The organism is Acinetobacter sp. PFS20, assembly GCF_052261015.1.
GTDB lineage: Bacteria > Pseudomonadota > Gammaproteobacteria > Pseudomonadales > Moraxellaceae > Acinetobacter.
In genome coordinates, this window is record NZ_JBPVZE010000001.1 from 3,531,876 (window position 1) to 3,552,522 (window position 20,647).

At 38.3% G+C, this 20,647-nt stretch carries 21 protein-coding genes; 11 read left to right on the top strand and 10 right to left on the bottom strand.

The window, feature by feature from the left end; translation table 11 throughout:
* Positions 1–3: 3 nt before the first annotated feature.
* Positions 4–579, bottom strand: a complete 576-nt coding sequence (locus tag ACS125_RS16735; RefSeq protein WP_199986748.1) for a nitroreductase family protein — start codon at positions 577–579, stop codon at positions 4–6.
* A gap of 209 nt (positions 580–788) precedes the next feature.
* On the opposite strand from ACS125_RS16735, the gene ACS125_RS16740 reads away from it, so the two are divergent.
* Positions 789–1,169: a hypothetical protein gene (locus ACS125_RS16740; protein WP_003650739.1), complete on the top strand. Its 381-nt coding sequence runs from the start codon at positions 789–791 to the stop codon at positions 1,167–1,169.
* A gap of 39 nt (positions 1,170–1,208) precedes the next feature.
* Here the strand turns inward: ACS125_RS16740 and rhlB are convergent, their stop codons facing one another.
* Entirely contained in the window at positions 1,209–2,360 is a 1,152-nt protein-coding gene (gene rhlB, locus ACS125_RS16745) for an ATP-dependent RNA helicase RhlB (protein WP_004791258.1), read from the bottom strand.
* A 103-nt stretch (positions 2,361–2,463) separates the two neighbouring features.
* Entirely contained in the window at positions 2,464–2,676 is a 213-nt protein-coding gene (locus ACS125_RS16750) for a cold-shock protein (protein WP_000126912.1), read from the bottom strand.
* Between the two features lie 375 nt (positions 2,677–3,051).
* Here ACS125_RS16750 and ACS125_RS16755 point away from each other — a divergent pair, with 375 nt between their 5' ends.
* From ACS125_RS16755 to ACS125_RS16775, 5 genes are all read left to right on the top strand, one after another.
* Positions 3,052–3,297 (top strand): sulfurtransferase TusA family protein, encoded by a 246-nt coding sequence (locus ACS125_RS16755; RefSeq protein ID WP_004791256.1) that lies wholly within the window; start codon positions 3,052–3,054, stop codon positions 3,295–3,297.
* A gap of 133 nt (positions 3,298–3,430) precedes the next feature.
* Positions 3,431–4,297, top strand: a complete 867-nt coding sequence (gene rpoH, locus ACS125_RS16760) for an RNA polymerase sigma factor RpoH (protein ID WP_004791254.1) — start codon at positions 3,431–3,433, stop codon at positions 4,295–4,297.
* A gap of 112 nt (positions 4,298–4,409) precedes the next feature.
* Entirely contained in the window at positions 4,410–4,775 is a 366-nt protein-coding gene (locus ACS125_RS16765) for a DUF423 domain-containing protein (RefSeq protein WP_004643452.1), read from the top strand.
* A 13-nt stretch (positions 4,776–4,788) separates the two neighbouring features.
* Entirely contained in the window at positions 4,789–4,986 is a 198-nt protein-coding gene (gene thiS, locus ACS125_RS16770; RefSeq protein WP_004791249.1) for a sulfur carrier protein ThiS, read from the top strand.
* 13 nt (positions 4,987–4,999) lie between these two features.
* Positions 5,000–5,785 carry a thiazole synthase gene (locus tag ACS125_RS16775; RefSeq protein ID WP_001154366.1) on the top strand — a complete coding sequence of 262 codons (786 nt, stop codon included), beginning with the start codon at positions 5,000–5,002 and terminating at the stop codon, positions 5,783–5,785.
* Positions 5,786–5,983: 198 nt separating this feature from the next.
* On the opposite strand, the gene yaaA is transcribed toward ACS125_RS16775, so the two are convergent.
* Complete coding sequence (gene yaaA / locus ACS125_RS16780; protein ID WP_443273458.1) at positions 5,984–6,763, bottom strand: peroxide stress protein YaaA; 780 nt, start codon at positions 6,761–6,763, stop codon at positions 5,984–5,986.
* 125 nt (positions 6,764–6,888) lie between these two features.
* On the opposite strand from yaaA, the gene ACS125_RS16785 reads away from it, so the two are divergent.
* Together ACS125_RS16785 and ACS125_RS16790 are read left to right on the top strand one after the other, a co-directional pair.
* The gene (locus ACS125_RS16785) at positions 6,889–7,521 is read left to right on the top strand and encodes an alpha/beta hydrolase (protein WP_005306997.1); all 633 of its coding nucleotides are present in this window, start codon (positions 6,889–6,891) and stop codon (positions 7,519–7,521) included.
* A 195-nt stretch (positions 7,522–7,716) separates the two neighbouring features.
* Entirely contained in the window at positions 7,717–8,673 is a 957-nt protein-coding gene (locus ACS125_RS16790) for a ribonuclease Z (RefSeq protein ID WP_443273460.1), read from the top strand.
* A gap of 107 nt (positions 8,674–8,780) precedes the next feature.
* Here ACS125_RS16790 and ACS125_RS16795 read toward each other — a convergent pair whose 3' ends face one another.
* The 4 genes from ACS125_RS16795 to pheA all read right to left on the bottom strand — a co-directional run bounded on the left by ACS125_RS16795 (position 8,781) and on the right by pheA (position 14,386).
* On the bottom strand, positions 8,781–10,241 hold the full coding sequence (locus tag ACS125_RS16795) for an aminoacyl-histidine dipeptidase (protein ID WP_443273462.1): 1,461 nt from the start codon (positions 10,239–10,241) through the stop codon (positions 8,781–8,783).
* A gap of 170 nt (positions 10,242–10,411) precedes the next feature.
* Positions 10,412–10,795, bottom strand: coding sequence for a hypothetical protein (locus ACS125_RS16800; protein WP_005068294.1), 384 nt, complete (start codon positions 10,793–10,795; stop codon positions 10,412–10,414).
* Between the two features lie 127 nt (positions 10,796–10,922).
* The gene (locus ACS125_RS16805) at positions 10,923–13,169 is read right to left on the bottom strand and encodes a bifunctional prephenate dehydrogenase/3-phosphoshikimate 1-carboxyvinyltransferase (RefSeq protein WP_443273465.1); all 2,247 of its coding nucleotides are present in this window, start codon (positions 13,167–13,169) and stop codon (positions 10,923–10,925) included.
* Between the two features lie 107 nt (positions 13,170–13,276).
* Entirely contained in the window at positions 13,277–14,386 is a 1,110-nt protein-coding gene (gene pheA, locus ACS125_RS16810; RefSeq protein ID WP_003650703.1) for a prephenate dehydratase, read from the bottom strand.
* A gap of 184 nt (positions 14,387–14,570) precedes the next feature.
* Between pheA and ACS125_RS16815 the strand changes: the two genes are divergently transcribed.
* Entirely contained in the window at positions 14,571–15,515 is a 945-nt protein-coding gene (locus tag ACS125_RS16815; RefSeq protein ID WP_174739140.1) for an alpha/beta hydrolase, read from the top strand.
* Between the two features lie 108 nt (positions 15,516–15,623).
* A complete protein-coding gene (locus ACS125_RS16820; RefSeq protein WP_174739142.1) occupies positions 15,624–16,250 on the top strand; it encodes a hypothetical protein in 627 nt (208 codons plus the stop codon).
* Between the two features lie 50 nt (positions 16,251–16,300).
* Here ACS125_RS16820 and ACS125_RS16825 read toward each other — a convergent pair whose 3' ends face one another.
* Both ACS125_RS16825 and ACS125_RS16830 read right to left on the bottom strand, forming a co-directional pair.
* Positions 16,301–17,446 (bottom strand): acyl-CoA dehydrogenase family protein, encoded by a 1,146-nt coding sequence (locus ACS125_RS16825; RefSeq protein WP_004791229.1) that lies wholly within the window; start codon positions 17,444–17,446, stop codon positions 16,301–16,303.
* A gap of 163 nt (positions 17,447–17,609) precedes the next feature.
* A complete protein-coding gene (locus tag ACS125_RS16830; protein WP_174759360.1) occupies positions 17,610–18,968 on the bottom strand; it encodes a dicarboxylate/amino acid:cation symporter in 1,359 nt (452 codons plus the stop codon).
* 504 nt (positions 18,969–19,472) lie between these two features.
* Here ACS125_RS16830 and ACS125_RS16835 point away from each other — a divergent pair.
* Positions 19,473–20,489: a glycosyl transferase family protein gene (locus ACS125_RS16835; protein ID WP_443273468.1), complete on the top strand. Its 1,017-nt coding sequence runs from the start codon at positions 19,473–19,475 to the stop codon at positions 20,487–20,489.
* Positions 20,490–20,647: the final 158 nt, after the last annotated feature.

Sequence of the window (20,647 nt, forward strand, 5' to 3'; positions counted from 1 at the left end):
CTTTTATGCCTGCCAAACTTTTACGAATTCTTTACTTTCAATATCTGCACGCGGCGCAATCGCTTTAGCTGCCGTACCCACATAAATAATACCTGAGATTAAATCATGTGGTTGCAATCCTAAATGCTGTTTTAACCAGTTTGACTCGACAACAGCCCCACTACGCCACATGGTAGAAAAACCTTGAACTTGCAAAGACAATAAAAGATTTTGTACAGCAGCCCCAGTACTTAAAATCTGTTCAAAATGTGGAACCTTAGGGTGATCTTGCAGCTGCGTAAGCGCCAAAATGAGTAAAGGCGCGCGGAAAGGATGTTGCTTCACTCGCTCAAGCTGTGCTGAGTCGGTTTCACCTAAATCAGCCAAAGCTTTTGCTAAAACCTCACCAAAAGCACCACGTTGCTCAGCCTCGACAACGACAAAACGTGTTGGTTTAAGTCTATGGTGGTCAGGAGCAGTTAACGCAGCTTGAAAAGCCAACTCTAATTGATCTGCATTTGGAGCAGGCTCAATCAATTGACCAATAGATTGACGTTGGTGAATATTCTGATGAATTATCTGTATTGCTGAATCCGTCATTAATATTGATCTAACTCAAAAAATTCAAAATAGATTAGCATAATCTACAGATAATCCACCATTGTATCTAGAACATAAAAATAACGAGTTCGTGCTTTGACATTTTTTTAAGACAAAACATCAAAACTTATACAACGTCTTCAAAATCAATTAGAAAACTTGTGTTCAAATAGTGAGATCTTTTGACGATTAGCGATATTAGGTGAAACATGAAAAAAATAATTTTAGCGAGTGCGTTGAGTAGTGTTGTTTTATTACTAGGTGCTTGTGCCACTACGCCTAAGAATACTTTGGCAGTTCAAAAAGAAAATAATCAATTTGAAGTCACAGGTATTGGTAAAACGAATCTAATTGCAAAAAATAATGCGATTACTGCCGCTCAAAAAACTTGTTCAAAAAGCACGAGTCCTGTTGTAGTAGATGAAAAAACAACATACAACGGTGTATTAAAAGATGTTGTAAGCGAAAAAACTGGCCAAATGGTTGAAGCAGCGGCTGGTGTAATTGGCACCTTAACTGGCAAAAATGCATCACTTGCAAAAGATGATGATTATCAAACAACCCTTACGTTCTATTGTAAAATTAATTAATCAAAAAAAATCCCAATCAACTGATTGGGATTTTTTTTATTAGCAATAACCGTCTAGACGGGTTAATGGCAATTTCTTACCAATTGCTTTTTCAATCTCGGGCAAGTAAAAAGCATCATCTTCAGATAAGAAACTAATACTTACACCTTGTGACCCAGCACGACCTGTACGTCCAATGCGATGTACATAATCATCTGATTGCTCAGGTAAAGTATAGTTGATCACATGAGATACGCCATCAACATGAATACCACGGCCTGCAACATCAGTTGCGATCATGACGTTATTTTTACCCTGCTTAAACTGCTCTAACATTTTTAAACGTTTATCTTGAGCAATTTCACCTGAAAGCATACCGACCCGATATCCATCTCTCTTTAAATGATCATAAAGACGGCGTACTTGATCACGTCGATTCGCAAAAATCATAACTTTATCGATAGGCTCTTCACGCAAAATATCTTGTAGCAAACGATATTTATCTTGTTTAGCGACTACATAAACGCGTTGCTCAACATCGTTGTTAGTTTTTTGCTCAGGCTCAATCTCAACAGTGATTGGTTCAAACAACCATTGTCTTGCCAAATTAAGCACATCATAACTAAAAGTAGCCGAGAACATGAGCGTTTGGCGTTGTTCCTTACGTGGGGAATAACGCACAATACGTTTTACAGAAGGAATAAAACCCATGTCCAATAAGCGGTCAGCTTCATCGATGACTAAAAATTCAATTTGATCGAGCCAAACTTCTTTTTGTTCTACAAAATCAATTAGACGCCCAGGAGTGGCAACGATGATGTCGACAAAATTAGCATCTAACTGTTTCTTTTGCTTATCGAAATCTACGCCACCCAACAGTGTCACGATGTGTAAATCTGAAAATTTTGTGAGTAACTTTGCATCGCTTTCGATTTGCAATGCCAATTCACGCGTAGGCGCCAAAATCAAGGCACGTGGCTCACCACGAAAACGCTGCTCTTGAATCGGATTATGTAACAAGTCATTAATTACACTAATAAGGAAAGCAGCAGTTTTACCTGTTCCTGTTTGCGCTCTACCAATCGCATCATGCCCGCCCAACGTATATTTTAAAACCTTTTGCTGAATCGGGGTCATTTGCTTAAACCCTAAAGCATCAATCGCCTTTTTAAGTTGCGGATGTAAATTCAAGGTTTCAAAACCAGATGTCATAAATACGTGCTCTAACAAACAATCTCTCTAATGAGAAGATCATTATAAACAAAAACGCCCCAATTCAAAAATTGGAGCGTCCATGATTCATCAAAAAGATGAATTAGTCTAAAGGCTGAACGTTTTCAGCTTGAAAACCTTTTTGACCTTGTACTACACTAAATTCTACGCGTTGGCCGTCACGTAAAGAACGGTGGCCGTCACCAACGATTGCGCGGAAATGAACAAATACGTCATCACCACCGTTACGTTGAATAAAGCCAAAACCTTTAGTGTCGTTAAACCACTTTACTACGCCTTGTTCGCGAGCTGTCATAAGTCAATCCTCAGATGTTGAAAAAAGGACCTTCCGGTGTTGCAAACAGCAGAGCAAACAAGTGTTTAAAATATTTATAATCTTAAAGCTTGTAATCATTCTGTAAAACTATCAACAATTTCCGGTTACATCCATTTGTTATAAGATTTTTAAACCAATTTAAGTGTGTGGTAAATCTTAAAACGGTTCGAGCTTACCACGGGTTTATGACAATTAATAGAATTTTTTTCAATTATTCCCCGTATTTTTAGTCGTTTTTTTAAACAGCTTATTACAATATTTTTTATAGGTAATTGCTTGTTTCTTCTTTTATAAAATGTGCAGCATTTATAAAAAAATTTGTTAGAATAATTTTTTTAGTTGTTTTGATGATGAATGACCAACACTTCTTCTACTACAGCCCCCATTGAAATTAATGCTTTGGGCCAACCCTGTCCGATGCCTTTATTAATGCTAAAACGCGAACTCAAAAAAGTATCGGGTAAACAGCTATTCTTATTAAAATCTTCTGACCCTCATAGTGAAATAGATGTAACTCGTTACTGTGGTTTACATCATTTTATGTGTCAAACAACACATATATCTGAAAGAGAATTTCACTATTTAATTGAAACTCAATGATTCTTTGATAAACTAAAAGATTAGAAATTGCATAAAATTTTACATTTCTCTACCCAATTTTCCTTAATTATGAAGCTGATTCAAATTAAGATGAATTTATTGGTTATCCCATCCGATCCTACAAGGAGAAATCATGAGTGACAGCAGCAATCAATTGATGCCCCTGTCATTGTCTGCGCCCGGTGTAAACCTTGGTGCATATATCAGTACTGTCAATCAGATTCCTATTTTAACGGCCGAGCAAGAAAAAGAACTTGCTGAACGTTATTATTATGACCAAGATCTTGATGCCGCAAAAATGCTGGTAATGTCGCATTTACGTTTCGTCGTTCACATTGCGCGCAGCTATGCAGGTTATGGCCTACCACAAGGCGACCTTATTCAAGAAGGTAATTTAGGCTTAATGAAAGCCGTGAAGCGTTTCGACCCAAATATGGGCGTGCGTCTTGTATCTTTTGCCGTCCACTGGATTAAAGCAGAAATTCACGAATACGTTATTCGTAACTGGCGTATTGTCAAAATTGCAACGACCAAAGCACAACGTAAATTATTTTTCAATTTACGTAGTTTAAAAAAATCGAGTAAAAAATTAACGCTCGAAGAAGCTCAATCGATTGCGAATGACTTAAATGTTACTGCAGAACAAGTTCTGGAGATGGAAGGTCGTTTAACCGCTTATGATGCTGCTTTCGAAGCTCAAGGCGACGACGACGATGACACCCCACATACTGCACCTGCATTGTATCTTGAAGATAATCGCTATGATCCAGCTCGCTTAGTTGAAAATGAAGACTGGGAAGAGCAAAGTACATCTGCCTTACATGATGCAATGGATCAGTTAGATGATCGTTCGCGTAATATTTTACAACGTCGCTGGTTAGATGATGACAAGTCTACTCTCCACGAGTTAGCAGCCGAATATAATGTATCAGCAGAGCGTATTCGCCAGCTTGAAAAGAATGCAATGGAAAAAATTAAAATTGCTATGTCTGCAAGCTAAAAAATAAGTTTAAAAATAAAAGGGCGTTTAGCCCTTTTGTTTTATCTGGCTATGTTTAGCCAACCCAATCTATGATAACGTTGCCCTTCATTATTCATTTGCGTTTTTTGTTATGTGGATTGCCATTTCAGCCCTTAATCTTGCCTTTGCAGTTATGTTGGGTGCTTTTGGAGCACATGGTCTTAAAGCTCATGCGAGTCCTGAGCAACTTGTTTGGTGGCATACTGCAACCGACTACTTTTTCTACCATGCTTTAGGCTTACTAGCACTTGGTATTTTAAGCAAAGTTATCCTGACGTTCCCCATTAAATTGCCATTCATATTGATTCAGATTGGTATTTTATTTTTCTGTGGTTCACTCTATATCATGGCACTTGGATTACCGAGAATTTTAGGGGCAATTACCCCAATTGGTGGAGCATTTATGATAGCTGGATGGCTCGTTTTGGCTTGGAATGCCCTAAAATACGCAAAATAATTGGAATGTGATCATGCAAATTTATTTAAATGGCGAATTAACGGACACGCCTTGTCAAAACCTGTTGCAACTCATTCAGGAAATGGCACTTGAAGGAAAACGCTTTGCTGTCGAACACAATCAGCAAATCGTTTCTAAAAGCAAATTAGAGCAAATCACTATTGCTCAACATGACCGTATCGAAATTATTCACGCTGTTGGCGGCGGCTAAGTCGGAGTTATCCATGCAAGACACCCCTCTCATTATTGGTTCACGTTCTTTTCAATCTCGTTTATTGGTAGGAACTGGCAAATATAAAGACTTAAATGAAACGGATTTAGCTATTCAAGCCAGTGGTGCAGAAATCGTAACTGTCGCAATCCGCCGTGTGAATATTGGACAAAATCCAGATCAACCAAATTTACTGTCTGTCATTCCACCAGAAAAATATACAATTTTGCCAAATACCGCAGGTTGTTTTGATGCTGATAGCGCAGTTCGTACTTGTATGCTAGCACGTGAGCTACTCGATGGTCATAACCTAGTAAAACTTGAAGTGTTGGGTGATGAAAAAACCTTATATCCTAATGTAACCGAGACATTAAAAGCCGCTCGTACTTTGATTGATGACGGTTTTGAGATTATGGTCTATACCTCTGATGACCCAATCATTGCTCAAGAACTTGAAAGTATGGGCTGTGTTGCGATTATGCCTTTAGGTAGTCTAATTGGTTCAGGTTTAGGTATCTTAAACCCGCACACTATTTCAATTATTAAAGAAAATGCAAAAGTACCAGTTTTGGTAGATGCAGGCGTTGGTACAGCAAGTGATGCAGCCATTGCTATGGAGCTTGGTTGTGACGGCGTGCTGATGAATACAGCGATTGCAGCTGCTCAAAACCCTATTTTGATGGCTTCTGCAATGAAAAAAGCTGTTGAAGCTGGACGTGAAGCATTTTTAGCAGGTCGTATGCCACGTAAACGTATGGCAAATGCAAGCTCACCAGAAACAGGTTATTTCTTTAAGTAATTTATTTCTTGCAAGAACACAGCCTTTAATTGCCGTTGTAATTTTAGTGCAACTTGTATAGGTATTTTACTTTTCAAAGAGGAAAAGTAACAAAAATCTTTTGTTTCGCTGATATTACATCCATGTAATACAGCGAAACGGTGGCATCCATGCCACTTCACGATAGTTACCGCTTACGAGAGTTTAACTTGAGTAAGGCTAAGCCACTTGCTCATCACGTTTAAACACCAACTCTTTTGCCGATGAATTATCAGCATCAAAGTAGTAACCCTCGGTATTAAACGCTTTGATGTCCTCAGCTTTATTTAATTGGTTTTCAATAATAAAACGAGCCATTAAACCACGTGCTTTTTTCGCATAGAAACTAATGACTTTATATTTGCCATTTTTCTGGTCTAGAAAAACTGGCTTAATAATTTCAGCCTTAATTTTCTTTTCATTGACAGATTTGTAATATTCATCTGAAGCTAGATTTACCAGCAATTCAGATTTAATTTCTGCTAAGTCTTCATTAATCTGGTTAGTGATGATATCACCCCAAAATTCATACAAATTATGACCACGCGTATTTTTTAATTTAGTCCCCATCTCTAAACGATAAGGCATCATTAAATCTAAAGGACGCAATAAACCATATAGACCAGAGAGCATACGCAAATGCTGCTGTGCAAAATCAATATCTTTGTCTTTTAAATGATAAGAATCTAAACCAGTGTAGACATCACCTTTAAATGCATAAATTGCCTGACGAGCATTTGAAAAATCAAATTCGGGCTTCCAATCTCTAAATCGGTCTGCATTTAATGTGGCAATTTTTTCACTAACACTCATTAAACTCGCAATTTCCGAAGCAGAAAGTTTACGGCTAACATCAATTAATTGTGCTGAGTGTTCTAACAAGCGAGGCTGAGTAAACTCATCTGTAGGTAACGCTGTTTCATAATCCAAAGTTTTTGCAGGAGAAATTAAAGCAAGCATACATAACCTGAAAAAATTATTCTTAATACCAACTATAACAGTAGATATTTTTTAATGCTAACTCGTGTTTTCAATGACGACTATCGGTAAAATAGCATCACGTATTGTTATTTAGCGGTTCTTATATGTCTGAGCAAACTTTCATCCAGGGTCCAGTAGGTAAAATTGAACTTTTCGTTGACCGCCCTGAAGGTGAAATCAAAGGCTTTGCGGTTGTTTGTCATCCGCACCCATTGCAAGGTGGAACCCCTCAACATAAAGTCCCTGCCCTTTTAACCCAAATCTTTAATGAATATGGTTGCATTGTTTATCGCCCGAGCTTCCGTGGTTTAGGCGGTAGTGAAGGCGTTCATGATGAAGGCCATGGTGAAACTGAAGATATCTTAGCTGTAATTGAACATGTTCGTAAGCTTCATGAAGGCCTACCATTTTATGCAGGCGGTTTCAGCTTCGGTTCACATGTTCTGGCAAAATGCTTTGCACAGCTTGATCCAGAATTACGACCTATACAGTTAATTTTATGCGGTTTACCAACGGCTACTGTAGTAGGTTTACGCCACTATAAAACTCCTGAAATTCAAGGTGATATCCTACTCATTCATGGTGAGCAAGATGACATTACCTTACTTTCAGATGCAATTGCATGGGCAAAACCACAAAAGCATCCAATTACGATTTTACCGGGCGCCAACCACTTCTTTACAGGCTATTTAAAACAGCTTCGTCAAATCATTACACGCTTCATTATTATGAAATAAAGTGTATTTGATGGGCATAGATTGTATCTATGTCCATCATCTTATGAGCACTGTAACTACTAAAAATTATTCCAACTTAATCCAAAACGGGCCAAGTATTTTTTCACTCGGTCGCTATCGTCCTCCATTATTCTTATAAAATTTTCATAAGTGTCTATAATACCTTTACGCATTTGACTAAAAAATTCCAACAATATGCTTCATTTTACTTTTTTAGGTACTTCTTCAGGTGTACCTACCCTGACACGTAATGTTTCAGGATTAGCAATTCGTAATAGTAAAAATAAGGACTGGATTTTAGTTGATGCTGGTGAAGGTACGCAGCACCGCATTCAACAAGCCAGACTATCTCTACAAAACTTGGTTGCCATTTGTATTACACACGTTCATGGCGACCATTGTTATGGCCTAATTGGTTTATTGGCAAGTGCAGGTATGAATGCACGCAGCAAACCATTAATCGTGATTGCACCGAAAGAAATTCAACAATGGTTTGAAATCACCGCCCAACTTACAGATTTACACTTACCCTATTCACTGCAATTTATTGATGTGAATGAAGCAACACAGTCGCAACAGATCACTGATGAATTCATTGTTCAAGCACATCCACTAAGTCATCGGGTTCCAAGTTTTGCTTTTAGCATTTATATCAAATCTATTCACAAGAAATTAGATACCCAAGCTCTAACTCAGCTTGGCGTACCCAAAGGCGATATCTGGGGGCATTTAAAACGAGGTTACGATGTTGAATTTGAGGGACAAACTCTAAAAGCTCAAGACTTTATCAAAGTTCAAAACCAGCAAATTCATGCAGTTATAGGTGGAGATAATGACCAACCTGAACTGTTAGCAGACGCTTGCAAAGATGCTCAACTACTTATTCACGAATCAACTTACTTGCAAACGGTTTTAGATAAAGTCGGCAAAGGTCCAATGCATAGTTCAGCAAAAATGGTGGCTCAATTTGCAGAGCAGCAATCTCTGGGTAATTTAATTCTGACGCACTTTAGCCCTAGACATCAGGATAGAACTGGACAGCAAGCTATTGCTGAAGAAGTTCGCCAGTTTTATAAAGGTCATTTTTATTTAGCAAATGATTTTGATGAGTTTACTTTAAGCAAAACAGGACAGCTTTTAAAAATCGAGTAAAAGTTATATTAGGAATGAAATCGAATTTATCGAGTTAGGTAAAAATCATTTTCATGTAAAGGTCAAAGTTTAAGAAGCTCATGACTGAGCTTCTTATTTCTAAAAAATTACTCTACAGATGCCAAAGCCGTTACCAACAGCTTCCAGCATTTATCTACGGTATCTACTTTCACTCGCTCACCCGGCGCATGCGCCCCTTGAATATCTGGGCCAAACGATACCATCTGTAAATGTGGATAATGTTCGGCAATAATTCCACATTCCAAACCAGCATGAATCACTTTAAGATTGGGCTCAATATTAAATGCATTTTGATAGGCTTGTTGTAAGCACTTTAGAGCAGCCGAGTCAGGATTTGGTGTCCAACCTGAAACTAATGGTGTGAGTATAGAGGCGATATTAAATTGACTAAAATGTGCCTGAATTTTTTCTGCAAAATCTTGAGCTTCTTGATTCACCATTGAGCGAACCATTAAAACAGCTTTTCCGCCTTCTCTATTTAGTCTCACCACCCCAATATTATTTGAAGTCTCAACCACATCTGGGAGAGCTTGACTCATACTTGCAACGCCATAAGGACTTGTTGCTAAAGCTTGTAACCACTCGTTTTGCTGTTGTTGAGCAATTACTTCGGTCACTTCAGCACTATTAGGCTGAATAGTTAATTGCAGATTGTCATCAATACCTTGTAGCTGTTTTTTCCATGTCGTTTGATATTCAGCGAGTAATTTTTCTAATTCAGGTAATTGGTTAGGCGAAATTGCAATAGTTGCCAATGCTTCTCGAGGTAAAGCATTACGAGCTGTACCACCTGTAAATTCAACAAGGTGTCCACCCAGCTTTGCTAAATACTCATTTAAAAAGCGGGCCAGAATAACGTTGGCATTGCCACGTCCTAAATGAATATCTACACCAGAGTGACCACCTTTAAGGCCAGCAACCTGAATATTCACAACCATCAAGTTTTCAGGAATTGGTTCATAATTAAGTGGTTGCTCAACTTCAACATCAATACTGCCAGCACATCCGAGATATAGCTCGCCCCACTCTTCTGTATCAATATTAAATAGCCATTTCCCTTTTAGCACACCTGCCTGTAAAAGCCGTGCACCACTCATACCTGCTTCTTCATCAACAGTTAAAAGAACTTCAATTGGGCCATGAGCAATATCATTTGAGTCTAGAACTGCCAAAGCTAAAGCTACACCAATGCCATTATCAGCACCTAAAGTTGTATCTTTAGCAATTAACCAGCCATCTTCAAGAACTGGACGAATCGGGTCTTTAAAGAAGTCGTGTACTGTGCCAGTGTTGGTTTGTGTAACCATATCTAAATGGCCTTGCAGAATGACTCCAGACACATGTTCTTTACCCGCAGTCGCATTCTTACGGATAATTAAATTACCGACTTCATCTACGTAAGTTTCTAAATTCCGACTTTGTGCCCAGTTTTGTAAAAATTCACGAAGCTGCTGTTCATGCTTTGAAGGACGAGGAATAGCGCAAAGTGTTTGAAAATGCTGCCAAACCACTTGAGGAGATAACGCTGCAATATTAACTTGTGTCATGAAAACCACACTCTAATTATGTAAATATCTTAATAATTTCAATATACACAATGCATTAAAGATAGGTAGGAATTTCAGGAAAGATTTTGTATTTTTATCTTTAATCTAAAGAGATAGTACGACTTTTTAAAAGGTCGTACTTCATGAATAAGTATTAACAGGTGTACGTTTTAGTTTTTCCATTCAAATGCTGAAAAGCTATGATCAGCTTTCAAACTATTTTCAACGGCCTGTGCAAGCTGACGAATAATGCTTTGTGTTTCAATCTTTTCAAACCAGTCTTGCTCTTCATCTGGATTGGCAGAGATTTCACACATCAAATGCCCTTCATGGTCTGTTTTCTGACAAGTAATAGATAATGGCAAAAGATGATTATCTATACTGACTTCTACCTTTTCATGTTCATGCACAATGTGCTGTGCATCAAAGCCATAATGTCCCAATTGTTTAAACAGTAAAGCCGCTACATATTCTTGAGTGATATGGCATTCATTTGGTGGATGATCAAGCACTCCATGTTGTGGGCAACTGGCAATAAATTGTAATTTTTTCATCCTTTGTCCTAACACTTTTATCATTATCTGCGCTTAGCATAAGCAATAAACAAACAGCAGCCAAGCCTTTAGCCCGCTGCTGCCGTTGCTATTGTGTTAGCAATTATAAAATGTGTTAGGTCAAAAGTTATTGGCTAACTTCAATTGTTAAGCCTGCACGATTCGCCAACTCAGTGAAAGTTGGGAAACTTGTCGCCACAGTTTCAGTACCATGAATTGTAATCGGACCAGAATTACGAAGACCTGCCATACTAAAACTCATAGCAATACGGTGGTCATGGTGCGATTCGATTTCACCACCAGCAAAGATTGGTGACCAATCACCTGACTTACCCTTACCTTCGATAATGATGCCATCATCAGTTGGCGTGCAGTCAATACCCATGATTTTTAAGCCATCTGCCATGACTTGAATGCGATCAGACTCTTTCACACGAAGTTCTGCCGCACCGGTTAGTACCGTTTGGCCTTCGGCACAAGCTGCTGCAATAAATAAAGCTGGGAATTCATCAATTGCTAAAGGTACTTGGTCTTCAGGCATATGAATGCCTTTAAGCGTGCGTGAACCTTTAATATGAATGTCAGCAATAGGTTCGCCACCAGCAATACGTTCATTTTCAACGGTCAGGTCAGCACCCATTTGTTTTAAAATTTCAATTACGCCAGTACGTGTTGGGTTAATACCTACAGCTTCCAGAATAACTTCAGAACCCTCAGTAATTGCAGCACCCACCATAAAGAAAGCAGCTGACGAAATATCTGATGGTACTTGAATGTCAGTACCTACTAATTTTCCGCCACCAACAAGAGAAATTTTGTTGCCTTCGGTTTTAACATCATAGCCAAATGCACGAAGCATGCGCTCTGTGTGGTCACGCGTTGGTTCCGGCTCAGTTACCGAAGTTTCACCTTCAGCCCATAAACCAGCTAGTAAAATACCAGACTTCACTTGAGCAGATGCCATAGGTAAATCGTATTGAATACCTTTTAATTGCTGAGCACCCGTAATGCTGACAGGTGGGGTACCTTTCTCACCTGTTGTCTGGATTTGTGCACCCATTAAACGTAATGGTTTAGCAATACGCTCCATTGGACGTTTAGAAAGTGATGCATCACCTGTCATCACCGAATCAAATTTTTGTGCTGATAGCATACCTGAAAGCAAACGCATGCTTGTACCAGAGTTACCCATATACAATGCACTTGCTGGTGCTTTTAAACCATGCATGCCTACACCATGAATAGTCACTTCACCATTTTTAGGGCCTTCAATGCTTACGCCCATATCACGGAAAGCTTGCAAAGTTGCCAAAGCATCTTCACCTTCAAGGAAGCCAGTTACATGGGTAGTGCCTTCGGCAATAGCACCAAACATAATGGAGCGATGTGACACAGATTTGTCACCCGGTACGGTAAATTTACCTTTAAAGGCCTTATTTCCCGGTAAGATACTGAATTGCTGTGTCACCTTATTTTTCTCCATTAAAGGTTTTTTGGCTAACATATGATTGAAATGCTGACGTGCAGCTTGAGCATGGCCGAGTAAACCCATTAATGCATGAGAATCTTCGTTTTCAATCAATTTTCTAAGTACGGTAAGTTGCTTTTCGAAGCCATCTACAGCATTTAATATCGCTGTTTTATTGGCAAAGAAAATGTCATGCCACATTTGAGGATCACTGGCCGCAATCCTTGAGAAGTCACGAAAACCACCAGCTGCATAGCGGAAAATATCAAGATTATCTTCACGATTTGCAAGTTGCTCGACCAAATTAAATGCCATTAAATGTGGTAGATGACTCGTATGCGCCAGCACTTCATCATGCTTAGCAACATCCATACAAATGACTTCAGCTTTAGCAGCTGACCAAAGTTGAATTAATTTATCAACAGCCCATTCTGCACTTGTCGGTAACGGCGTTAAAATTACTTTGTGATTTGCAAATAGATCAACCCTACCTGCATGAACACCCGTGTGTTCACTACCTGCAATAGGATGTCCCGGTACAAAACCTGCTGGTAAATTTTCACCAAATACAGCTTTTGCTGCATCAACGACATTACCTTTTGTACTTCCCACATCAGTTACAATCGTGGTTTCTGACAAATAAGGTTTAATTTGCTCAAGCACTTTTTGTGTAGCACGTACGGGCAAGGCTAAAACAACTAAATCTGCCCCTTTCACGGCTTCAACAGGATCAGAAAATCCTTCTTGTATTAAGCCAAGTGATTTTGCATCTTCTAAAGTTTTCTGTGAGCGTGTAGATGCAACAACAGTTGTGGCCAACTTTTCTGCAACAATAACACGAGCTAAACTCGACCCGATGAGTCCTAAACCAATAAATGCAACTTTTTTAAATAGGGGTTGTGACATAACTTCAACTTTGCTTTTGCTCAAAGTTATTTAAACCATTGAGCAATTTGTTTTTAAGCATAATGACATGCTTATCTTGATGCATGTCATTATTCCAACATAAGTGATTACAGAACAGCGGCAGGATAAGAACCTAAAATACGAATCTCTTTCACCATTGGGCGAATATCATTAATCGCAGCAGCAACATTCTCTTGTTCTATATGACCTTCTAAATCGATAAAGAATACGTATGCCCACTTTTCAGGTAATGCTGGACGAGTTTCAATACTTGTTAAGCTAATATTATGTTTTGCAAATGGCGCTAAAATTTCTAATAAAGCACCCGCACGGTCATGTGCTGAAATCAATAACGATGTTTTGTCATTACCACTTTGTGGAATTTTTTCACGGCCAATCACTAAGAAACGTGTCGTATTTTCCGGATTATCTTCAATATTGCTATGTAAGATTTCAAGGTTATACATGCCTGCTGCAATATCAGATGCAATCGCTGCCGAATGCCATTCATTGCGAATACGGCGCGCAGCTTCTGCATTTGAGTTTAAAGCAACACGCTCAACACCTGGATAATGCGCATCTAACCACTGGCGACATTGTGCCAAAGTTTGCTGATGAGCATAAATCTGCTTAATACTGTCTTTACGTGTATTTTCAGAAACGAGGAATTGATGATGAATACGCAATTCAACTTCACCAATCACATTTAAATTCGATGTCTTAAAGCAATCTAAGGTATGGTTTACAACACCTTCAGATGAATTCTCGACTGGAACTACACCGTAATGTGCACTACCTGCTTCCACTTCACGGAAGACTTCATCAATCGTTGGAAGTGGGCGTACAACCGCATCCTTACCAAAATGCTTAAGCACAGCAGATTGAGTAAAAGTACCTTCTGGCCCTAAAAATGCAATACTTTGCGGTGCTTCTAAAGCGAGGCAAGCAGACATAATTTCACGGAACAATCGCGCCATGGTTACATCAGACAAAGGACCTTGGTTACGCTCCATAACTTTACGTAAAACCTGCGCTTCACGTTCAGGACGATAAAACAAAGGATTCTCTTCGGAAGCAAATTTAGCTTTCGCAACAGCTTCAGCAAGGCTTGCGCGTCGATTTAATAATTCTTGAATCTGTTGATCCACGCTATCAATATCTTCGCGAATTTGTTCTAAACTAAGAGAAGTCGTTTTGTTTTGATCATCGTTGATCATTAGAATGCAGCCTCAGTAAAATCATCTTTTAAACGAGAGTATAACAATAGTCTGCTTTGATTTGTTAGGCAATATGGCTGTAAGAGCTTTTTTCATTAACCTTTTTGCACACATTTCTTGAATTGCTTTATTTGATAATGATTTTCATTTATCATTTGTGTAATAAATTTTATTATTCCCCATTATGTATAAATCATTTTTCTTTTTACCTTGCTGTTTCCTTTTGAGCTCATTAATAAGTAGCTCTGTTTTGGCTCAAACTTCTACACAAAATCAATCAAAAATCGTTTTTCAAAATAATCAGGCACAGTTTCAAATTAAATCTAAAAATACAGGCCATGATTATCTTATTCAAATTTATAAACCACCCGTTGCCCCACCCCAACATGGTTATCCAGTACTTTATATATTAGATGGCAATGCAACATTTCCAAGTGCTGCCAATATTGCCCAGTCTATTGGTGCAGGTTCTGCAAAATTAGGCCTAGACCCGCTCATGATTGTCGCGGTTGGTTACCCGCAGCAAAAAACTTTTGATGTGCAAAAACGTGCTTATGATTACACACCAAAACCTTCTGCTGAATTTCAGGCACAAGGTAAATATAAATATGGTGGTGCTGACAAATTCATCAATTTCTTAAATGATGAACTCAAACCAGAAATTGCAAAACAGTTTCCAGTTAATAGTCAACAACAGAGTCTATATGGACATTCTTTTGGAGGCTTGTTGGTTCTTTATCATTTTTTTCAAAAGCCAAATGCATTCCAGCGTTACTTGGCTGCAAGCCCTTCTCTTTGGTTTGACCAAGGCATGTTATTTCAAAAGTTAAATCATTGGCAAAGTCAAAAACAAAGCAATTCTCCGATGCTTTTGACCACGGTCGGTACACATGAGCAAGGTGGGCCTCGTACTCAATTTGATAATAAATTTAACGAAACAGATTTCTTTAAAGCTCTGGAAAATAAACGTTCAGATCAATTTACTTATTGGCATTTTTATAACCCTGCTGAACAACACATTACAAATTTGTATGCAAGTCTACCCAAAGCACTTATGTTTGCTTCGTGCAAAGACCTAGAAAGCTGTAAATCTTTATTTGATGGGCCATCACAGCAGCCAGCCAAGTAAAAACATAATTACATTTGAAGCTGATTATTTCGTTATTCTTAAAGATAGACGTCTTAATGCATAGATTGGTTATACTGACCAAATATGTCATAACAACAGTAAAATAGAATGAATAAAATTATTGTATTAGGCTTACTGGGTCTTACAAGTTTTAGTTTAACGGCTTGTGGCGGTTGTCCCTTAATCGCAGGATGCAATGGTACTGATAATTCTCCGTACTATAGGACGACTGTCAGTAATCAAGTTCGTGGTATTCCAATCCCACCTCAAACCAAGCTGACCTATCAGTCGCAAAATTTCAGACAGAAATTTGAGCAAACACATGCTTTAAAAGAGAAAAATTTATCAGGCATTGCTTTACCAGAAAATACAGCAATCATTTGGGGCGGTATGCCAGTAGACATGTTTATACAGTTTTCTAATCCCGAAATGAAAGGCTTCTCGGTCTATCCAGCACGAGGATTTAAAGCAGAGTTATCAAATGATTTTTTACGTTTATGGAAAAGTTGTGAAAGTGATTTAAACATTAACTTAAAGAATCCAAATGACTGGTCATTTAATCCTGAAAATATGAAAATAACTGGTTGTGGTGTCGTCTTTCAAGAACGTAGTGAATACACCGAAGATTCATTTCATCAAGATGAAGCAGATGAGTTTTTAAGAAAGATGAATCATGCATTACAGCAATTACCGAAACAACAAGACTATCCTGTCATTCAACAGAAGACTAAATAGTTAAAAACAAAACAGCCTGTTCTAAGACAGGCTGTTTTTTATCTGCTTAATTAGGCTTTGCCAATTAATCCACGCGCTACGATTTCTTTCATAATTTCATTTGTCCCACCGTAAATACGTTGGATACGCGCATCTACAAAGAAACGTGAAATTGGATATTCAGTCATATAACCATAACCACCAAAAAGTTGAAGTAAGTTGTCTGCAACCTTCATTTGCATATCACTACTGAAGCTTTTCAATGCTGCAGCTGTTTCTACATCTAGTTTGCCTTCTTGATATAAAGCAACGTTTCTTTCATAAAAAGCCGCTGTTGCAAGCTCATCAATTTTTGCTTGTGCTAAAACAAAACGTGTATTTTGGAATTGTGAAATGGGTTGACCAAATGCTTGGCGCTCTTTTACATAAGCTGTTGCCAAATCAATTGCACCGCGAATTGCACCAATTGCAGTAGATGCAATTGCAGTACGTTCACGAGGTAACTCTTGCATTAAATAAGCAAAACCTTGCCCAGCTTGACCAAGTAACTGATTTTTAGGTACTTTCACATTGTCAAAAAACAACTCAGATGTATCTTGAGAATGTAGGCCGATTTTGTCGAGGTTGGTACCTTTTTTAAAGCCTTCTAAGTGAGTATCTGCCAATAATAATGACACACCTTTTGCACGGGCTTGAGGATCAGTTTTTACTGCAAGCACGACAAGATCAGCATGCTGTCCATTTGAAATAAATGTTTTTGAACCATTTAATAAATAGTGATCGTCTTGCAAAATGGCGCTGGTACGCATTGATTGTAAATCCGAGCCTGCTCCAGGTTCAGTCATACCAATTGCACCAACAACTTCACCTGTTACCATTTTCGGTAACCAATATTGTTTTTGCTCTTCTGTCCCAATATGTAAAATATACGGTGCGGCAATTTCAGAGTGGCAAGAAATAGCTGTTGATAATGCACAAAAGCCAGCACGTGCAGATTCTTCAACTAACATTAATGAATAGTAAGTTGGAACCCCATAACCACCATATTCTTCTGGAACATCCACACATAAATAGCCATTTTCACCCAGTTGATTCCAAACTGAACGAGGCATGATTCCTTCGCGTTCCCATTGGTCGTAGTGAGGCGCAATATGCTCACTCATAAAACGTTTAAAATTATCACGGAATAATTCTAAATCTGCATCGTATGCCAACATAATATTTTCCTTCAGCTTTATTGTTTTATCGAATCTCATTGCTGTGCATGCTAATCATTTTTTTAGCAACTGTCATGGCATAGCTGCTCATTAAAACTGTACTTTTCAGTCAGCCAATAAAAAAGGAAGCTTTAGCTTCCTTTTTTATATAGGTTTGTTTGAATTAATCTAGACCTTCAGCGACTTGAGGACTTTTTGGTTCCATCATTTTTCTGTCGACTTCATCTGGATTATTTAAAGCATCATTGAGCTTATCTTTATCTAAAGCACCGACCCATTTAGCAACAACAATTGTCGCTAAAGAGTTACCAACAAGGTTAGTTAAAGCACGTGCTTCTGACATGAAACGGTCAATACCTAAAATCAATGCCAAACCTGCAACTGGAATATGTCCTACAGCAGACAAAGTTGCCGCCATAACAATAAAACCAGAGCCTGTTACACCCGCCGCACCCTTAGATGAGATTAAGAGTACTAATAACAAAGTGATCTGATGTTGAATATCAAGCTGAGTATTCGTTGCCTGAGCAATAAAGATTGCAGCCATAGTCAAATAAATTGACGTTCCATCTAAGTTAAATGAATAACCTGTTGGAATAACCAAACCGACTACAGACTTTTCACAACCTGCAATTTCGAGTTTACGCAACATGCGAGGTAAAACAGATTCAGAAGAAGATGTGCCAAGTACAATTAATAACTCTTCACGAATCATGCGAATCATTTTGAGAATACTGAATCCACTAACACGGCTGATTGTACCCAAAATTAAGAAGATAAAGAGTAGACACGTAATATAGAAGCAGAGAATTAATTGCCCTAATTGTACAAGTGAACCAACGCCATATTTACCAATGGTGAATGCCATTGCACCGAATGCACCAATCGGAGCCAGTTTCATAATCATGTTCACAATGTTAAAGAACACATGTGCAACTTGATCAATAAATTTTAAAACTGGACGTCCTGCATCACCTAACTTATGTAAAGCAAAACCAAAGAGAATTGCAAAAAGAAGGACTTGTAAGATTTCACCATTTGCAAATGCGCCAACAACCGTATCTGGAATGATGTGCATTAAGAAATCAATGGTAGATTGTGACTCACCAGAACTGACGTATTTTTGAATGCCCGAGGTGTCTAGAGTTGTAGGGTCAATATTCATCCCTACACCCGGTTTAGCAATGTTAATTACAACAAGGCCAATCAGAAGTGCAATTGTTGAAACAACTTCAAAATATAACAACGCGACGCCGCCAGTTTTTCCGACTGACTTCATGCTTTCCATGCCAGCAATACCGCTGACCACGGTACAGAAAATAACTGGAGCGATGATCATCTTGATCAAACGAATAAAGGCATCACCTAATGGCTTGAGTTTCTCACCTAAACCTGGGATATGCTGTTCAACACCATTGACAATTTGCGTTGAGCTTGGGGAAAAATGCCCTACCAAAACACCCGCAATAATCGCAATAATCACTTGAAAATAAAGTGATTTATAAATCGGTTTTTTAGCCATAACTTTACTTCAATCTATATTTCCAAGTCCGTTGGAAATACCAAAATGAAACGTCTATTCTTTACGAATACACAGCCCTAACCTTTCACATGAACACCGCAAAAGGGAAACGGTTCTTTGTAAACAAAAAACCTTCCTACTACCTCAATGAAAACAAAAAAAGTTGTTTTCTAAAACAGGAGAATACCTGAAGTTCCTAACCACTTTGAGTAGTTAGAAATAACCTCTTACTTTTTAATAAAAAGCTGAAGATATAGGAGAATCACAGAAAATTATGATATGAGTGCTCAAAAAAGCACGAGAAAGTGTACTCGAATTAAATAATGATTCGATTAAATTTTTGGCTAATACGCGCAAAAAACACTCATGTGGCCCTAAGACTTTAGTATAAGAAACACTTTTGATATTTTTTCGACAGTTTTTTATGTCATATTGATTAAATACTTGTGGACATTTCATTTTGAGCTGCCTGCATCCCATCATTTTTATTGTTTTTGAACTACGATGAATACTAAACGTAATATCTATAAAGATGCTGAACATCCCTTTGCTCAATATGTCCGTATTTTAGGTAAAGGAAAAAGTGGTTCACGCTCTTTAAGCTATGAAGAAGCGTATCAAGCATTTAGCATGATTTTAAAAGGTGAAGTGCTTGATGTTCAGTTAGGTGCTTTTTTAATGCTACTTCGTGTTAAAGAAGAATCTATTGATGAACTCGCGGGATTTGTTCAAGCCACTAGAGATCAACTCAATTTTCAACCTTTGGAAGTTGATTTAGACTGGTCATCTTATGCGGGTAAACGTAAACATTACCCATGGTTTTTGTTAGCAGTTCTTACGCTTGCCCAACATGGCCATAAAATTGTTATGCATGGTGCATCAGGCCACACGCTTAACCGCGTCTATACCGAGCAAGTTTTAGAATATCTGGGTTATCAAATTTGTCATTCTGAACAAGAAGTACGAACACAAATAGCAGAGCAAAATTTCGCATACTTACCACTAGATGTGATTTCACCAGTTTTAAGTGAACTAATTTCTTTAAGAAATGTAATGGGCCTACGCTCACCTATTCATACCTTAGCTCGCTTAATTAATCCTTTTAATGCTAAAACCACCTTACAAGCAATATTCCATCCAGCTTATCGAACTTCACATCAACATAGTGCATTGCGCTTAGGCTATCAAAATAGTGCTGTCATTAAAGGTGAAGGTGGTGAGTTTGAACGAAATCCAGATGCAAAAACACTCATTTGTGGCATTAAAAATGGTGAGCTCTATGAACATGAGTTACCAAAGCTCACCCCTGAACGCAGTCCAATTGAAGAAGAGTTAGATTTAGCAACTTTTAAAGCAGTATGGTTAGGTCAACAGCACCATGAATATGGAGAAATGGCAGTAACAGAAACAATGGGAATTGCACTATATACCATGGGAGTTGTTGCGAGTTTTGAAGAGGCAATGCAGAAAGCAAAAGTATTATGGGAAACAAGAAATGTAGGGCTAAAAGATAAAATTTAGTTCATACAGCCTTATACGCCATGTCTCTTCGATATTGTTACATAGAGGCAATACTTACTTTTCAAAGATGAAAAGTAACAAAAATCTTGCGTCGAGCAAACAGTACGTTCTTGTACTGTTGCTCAACAGGCGACATCCATGTCGCCCACGCGATAGCA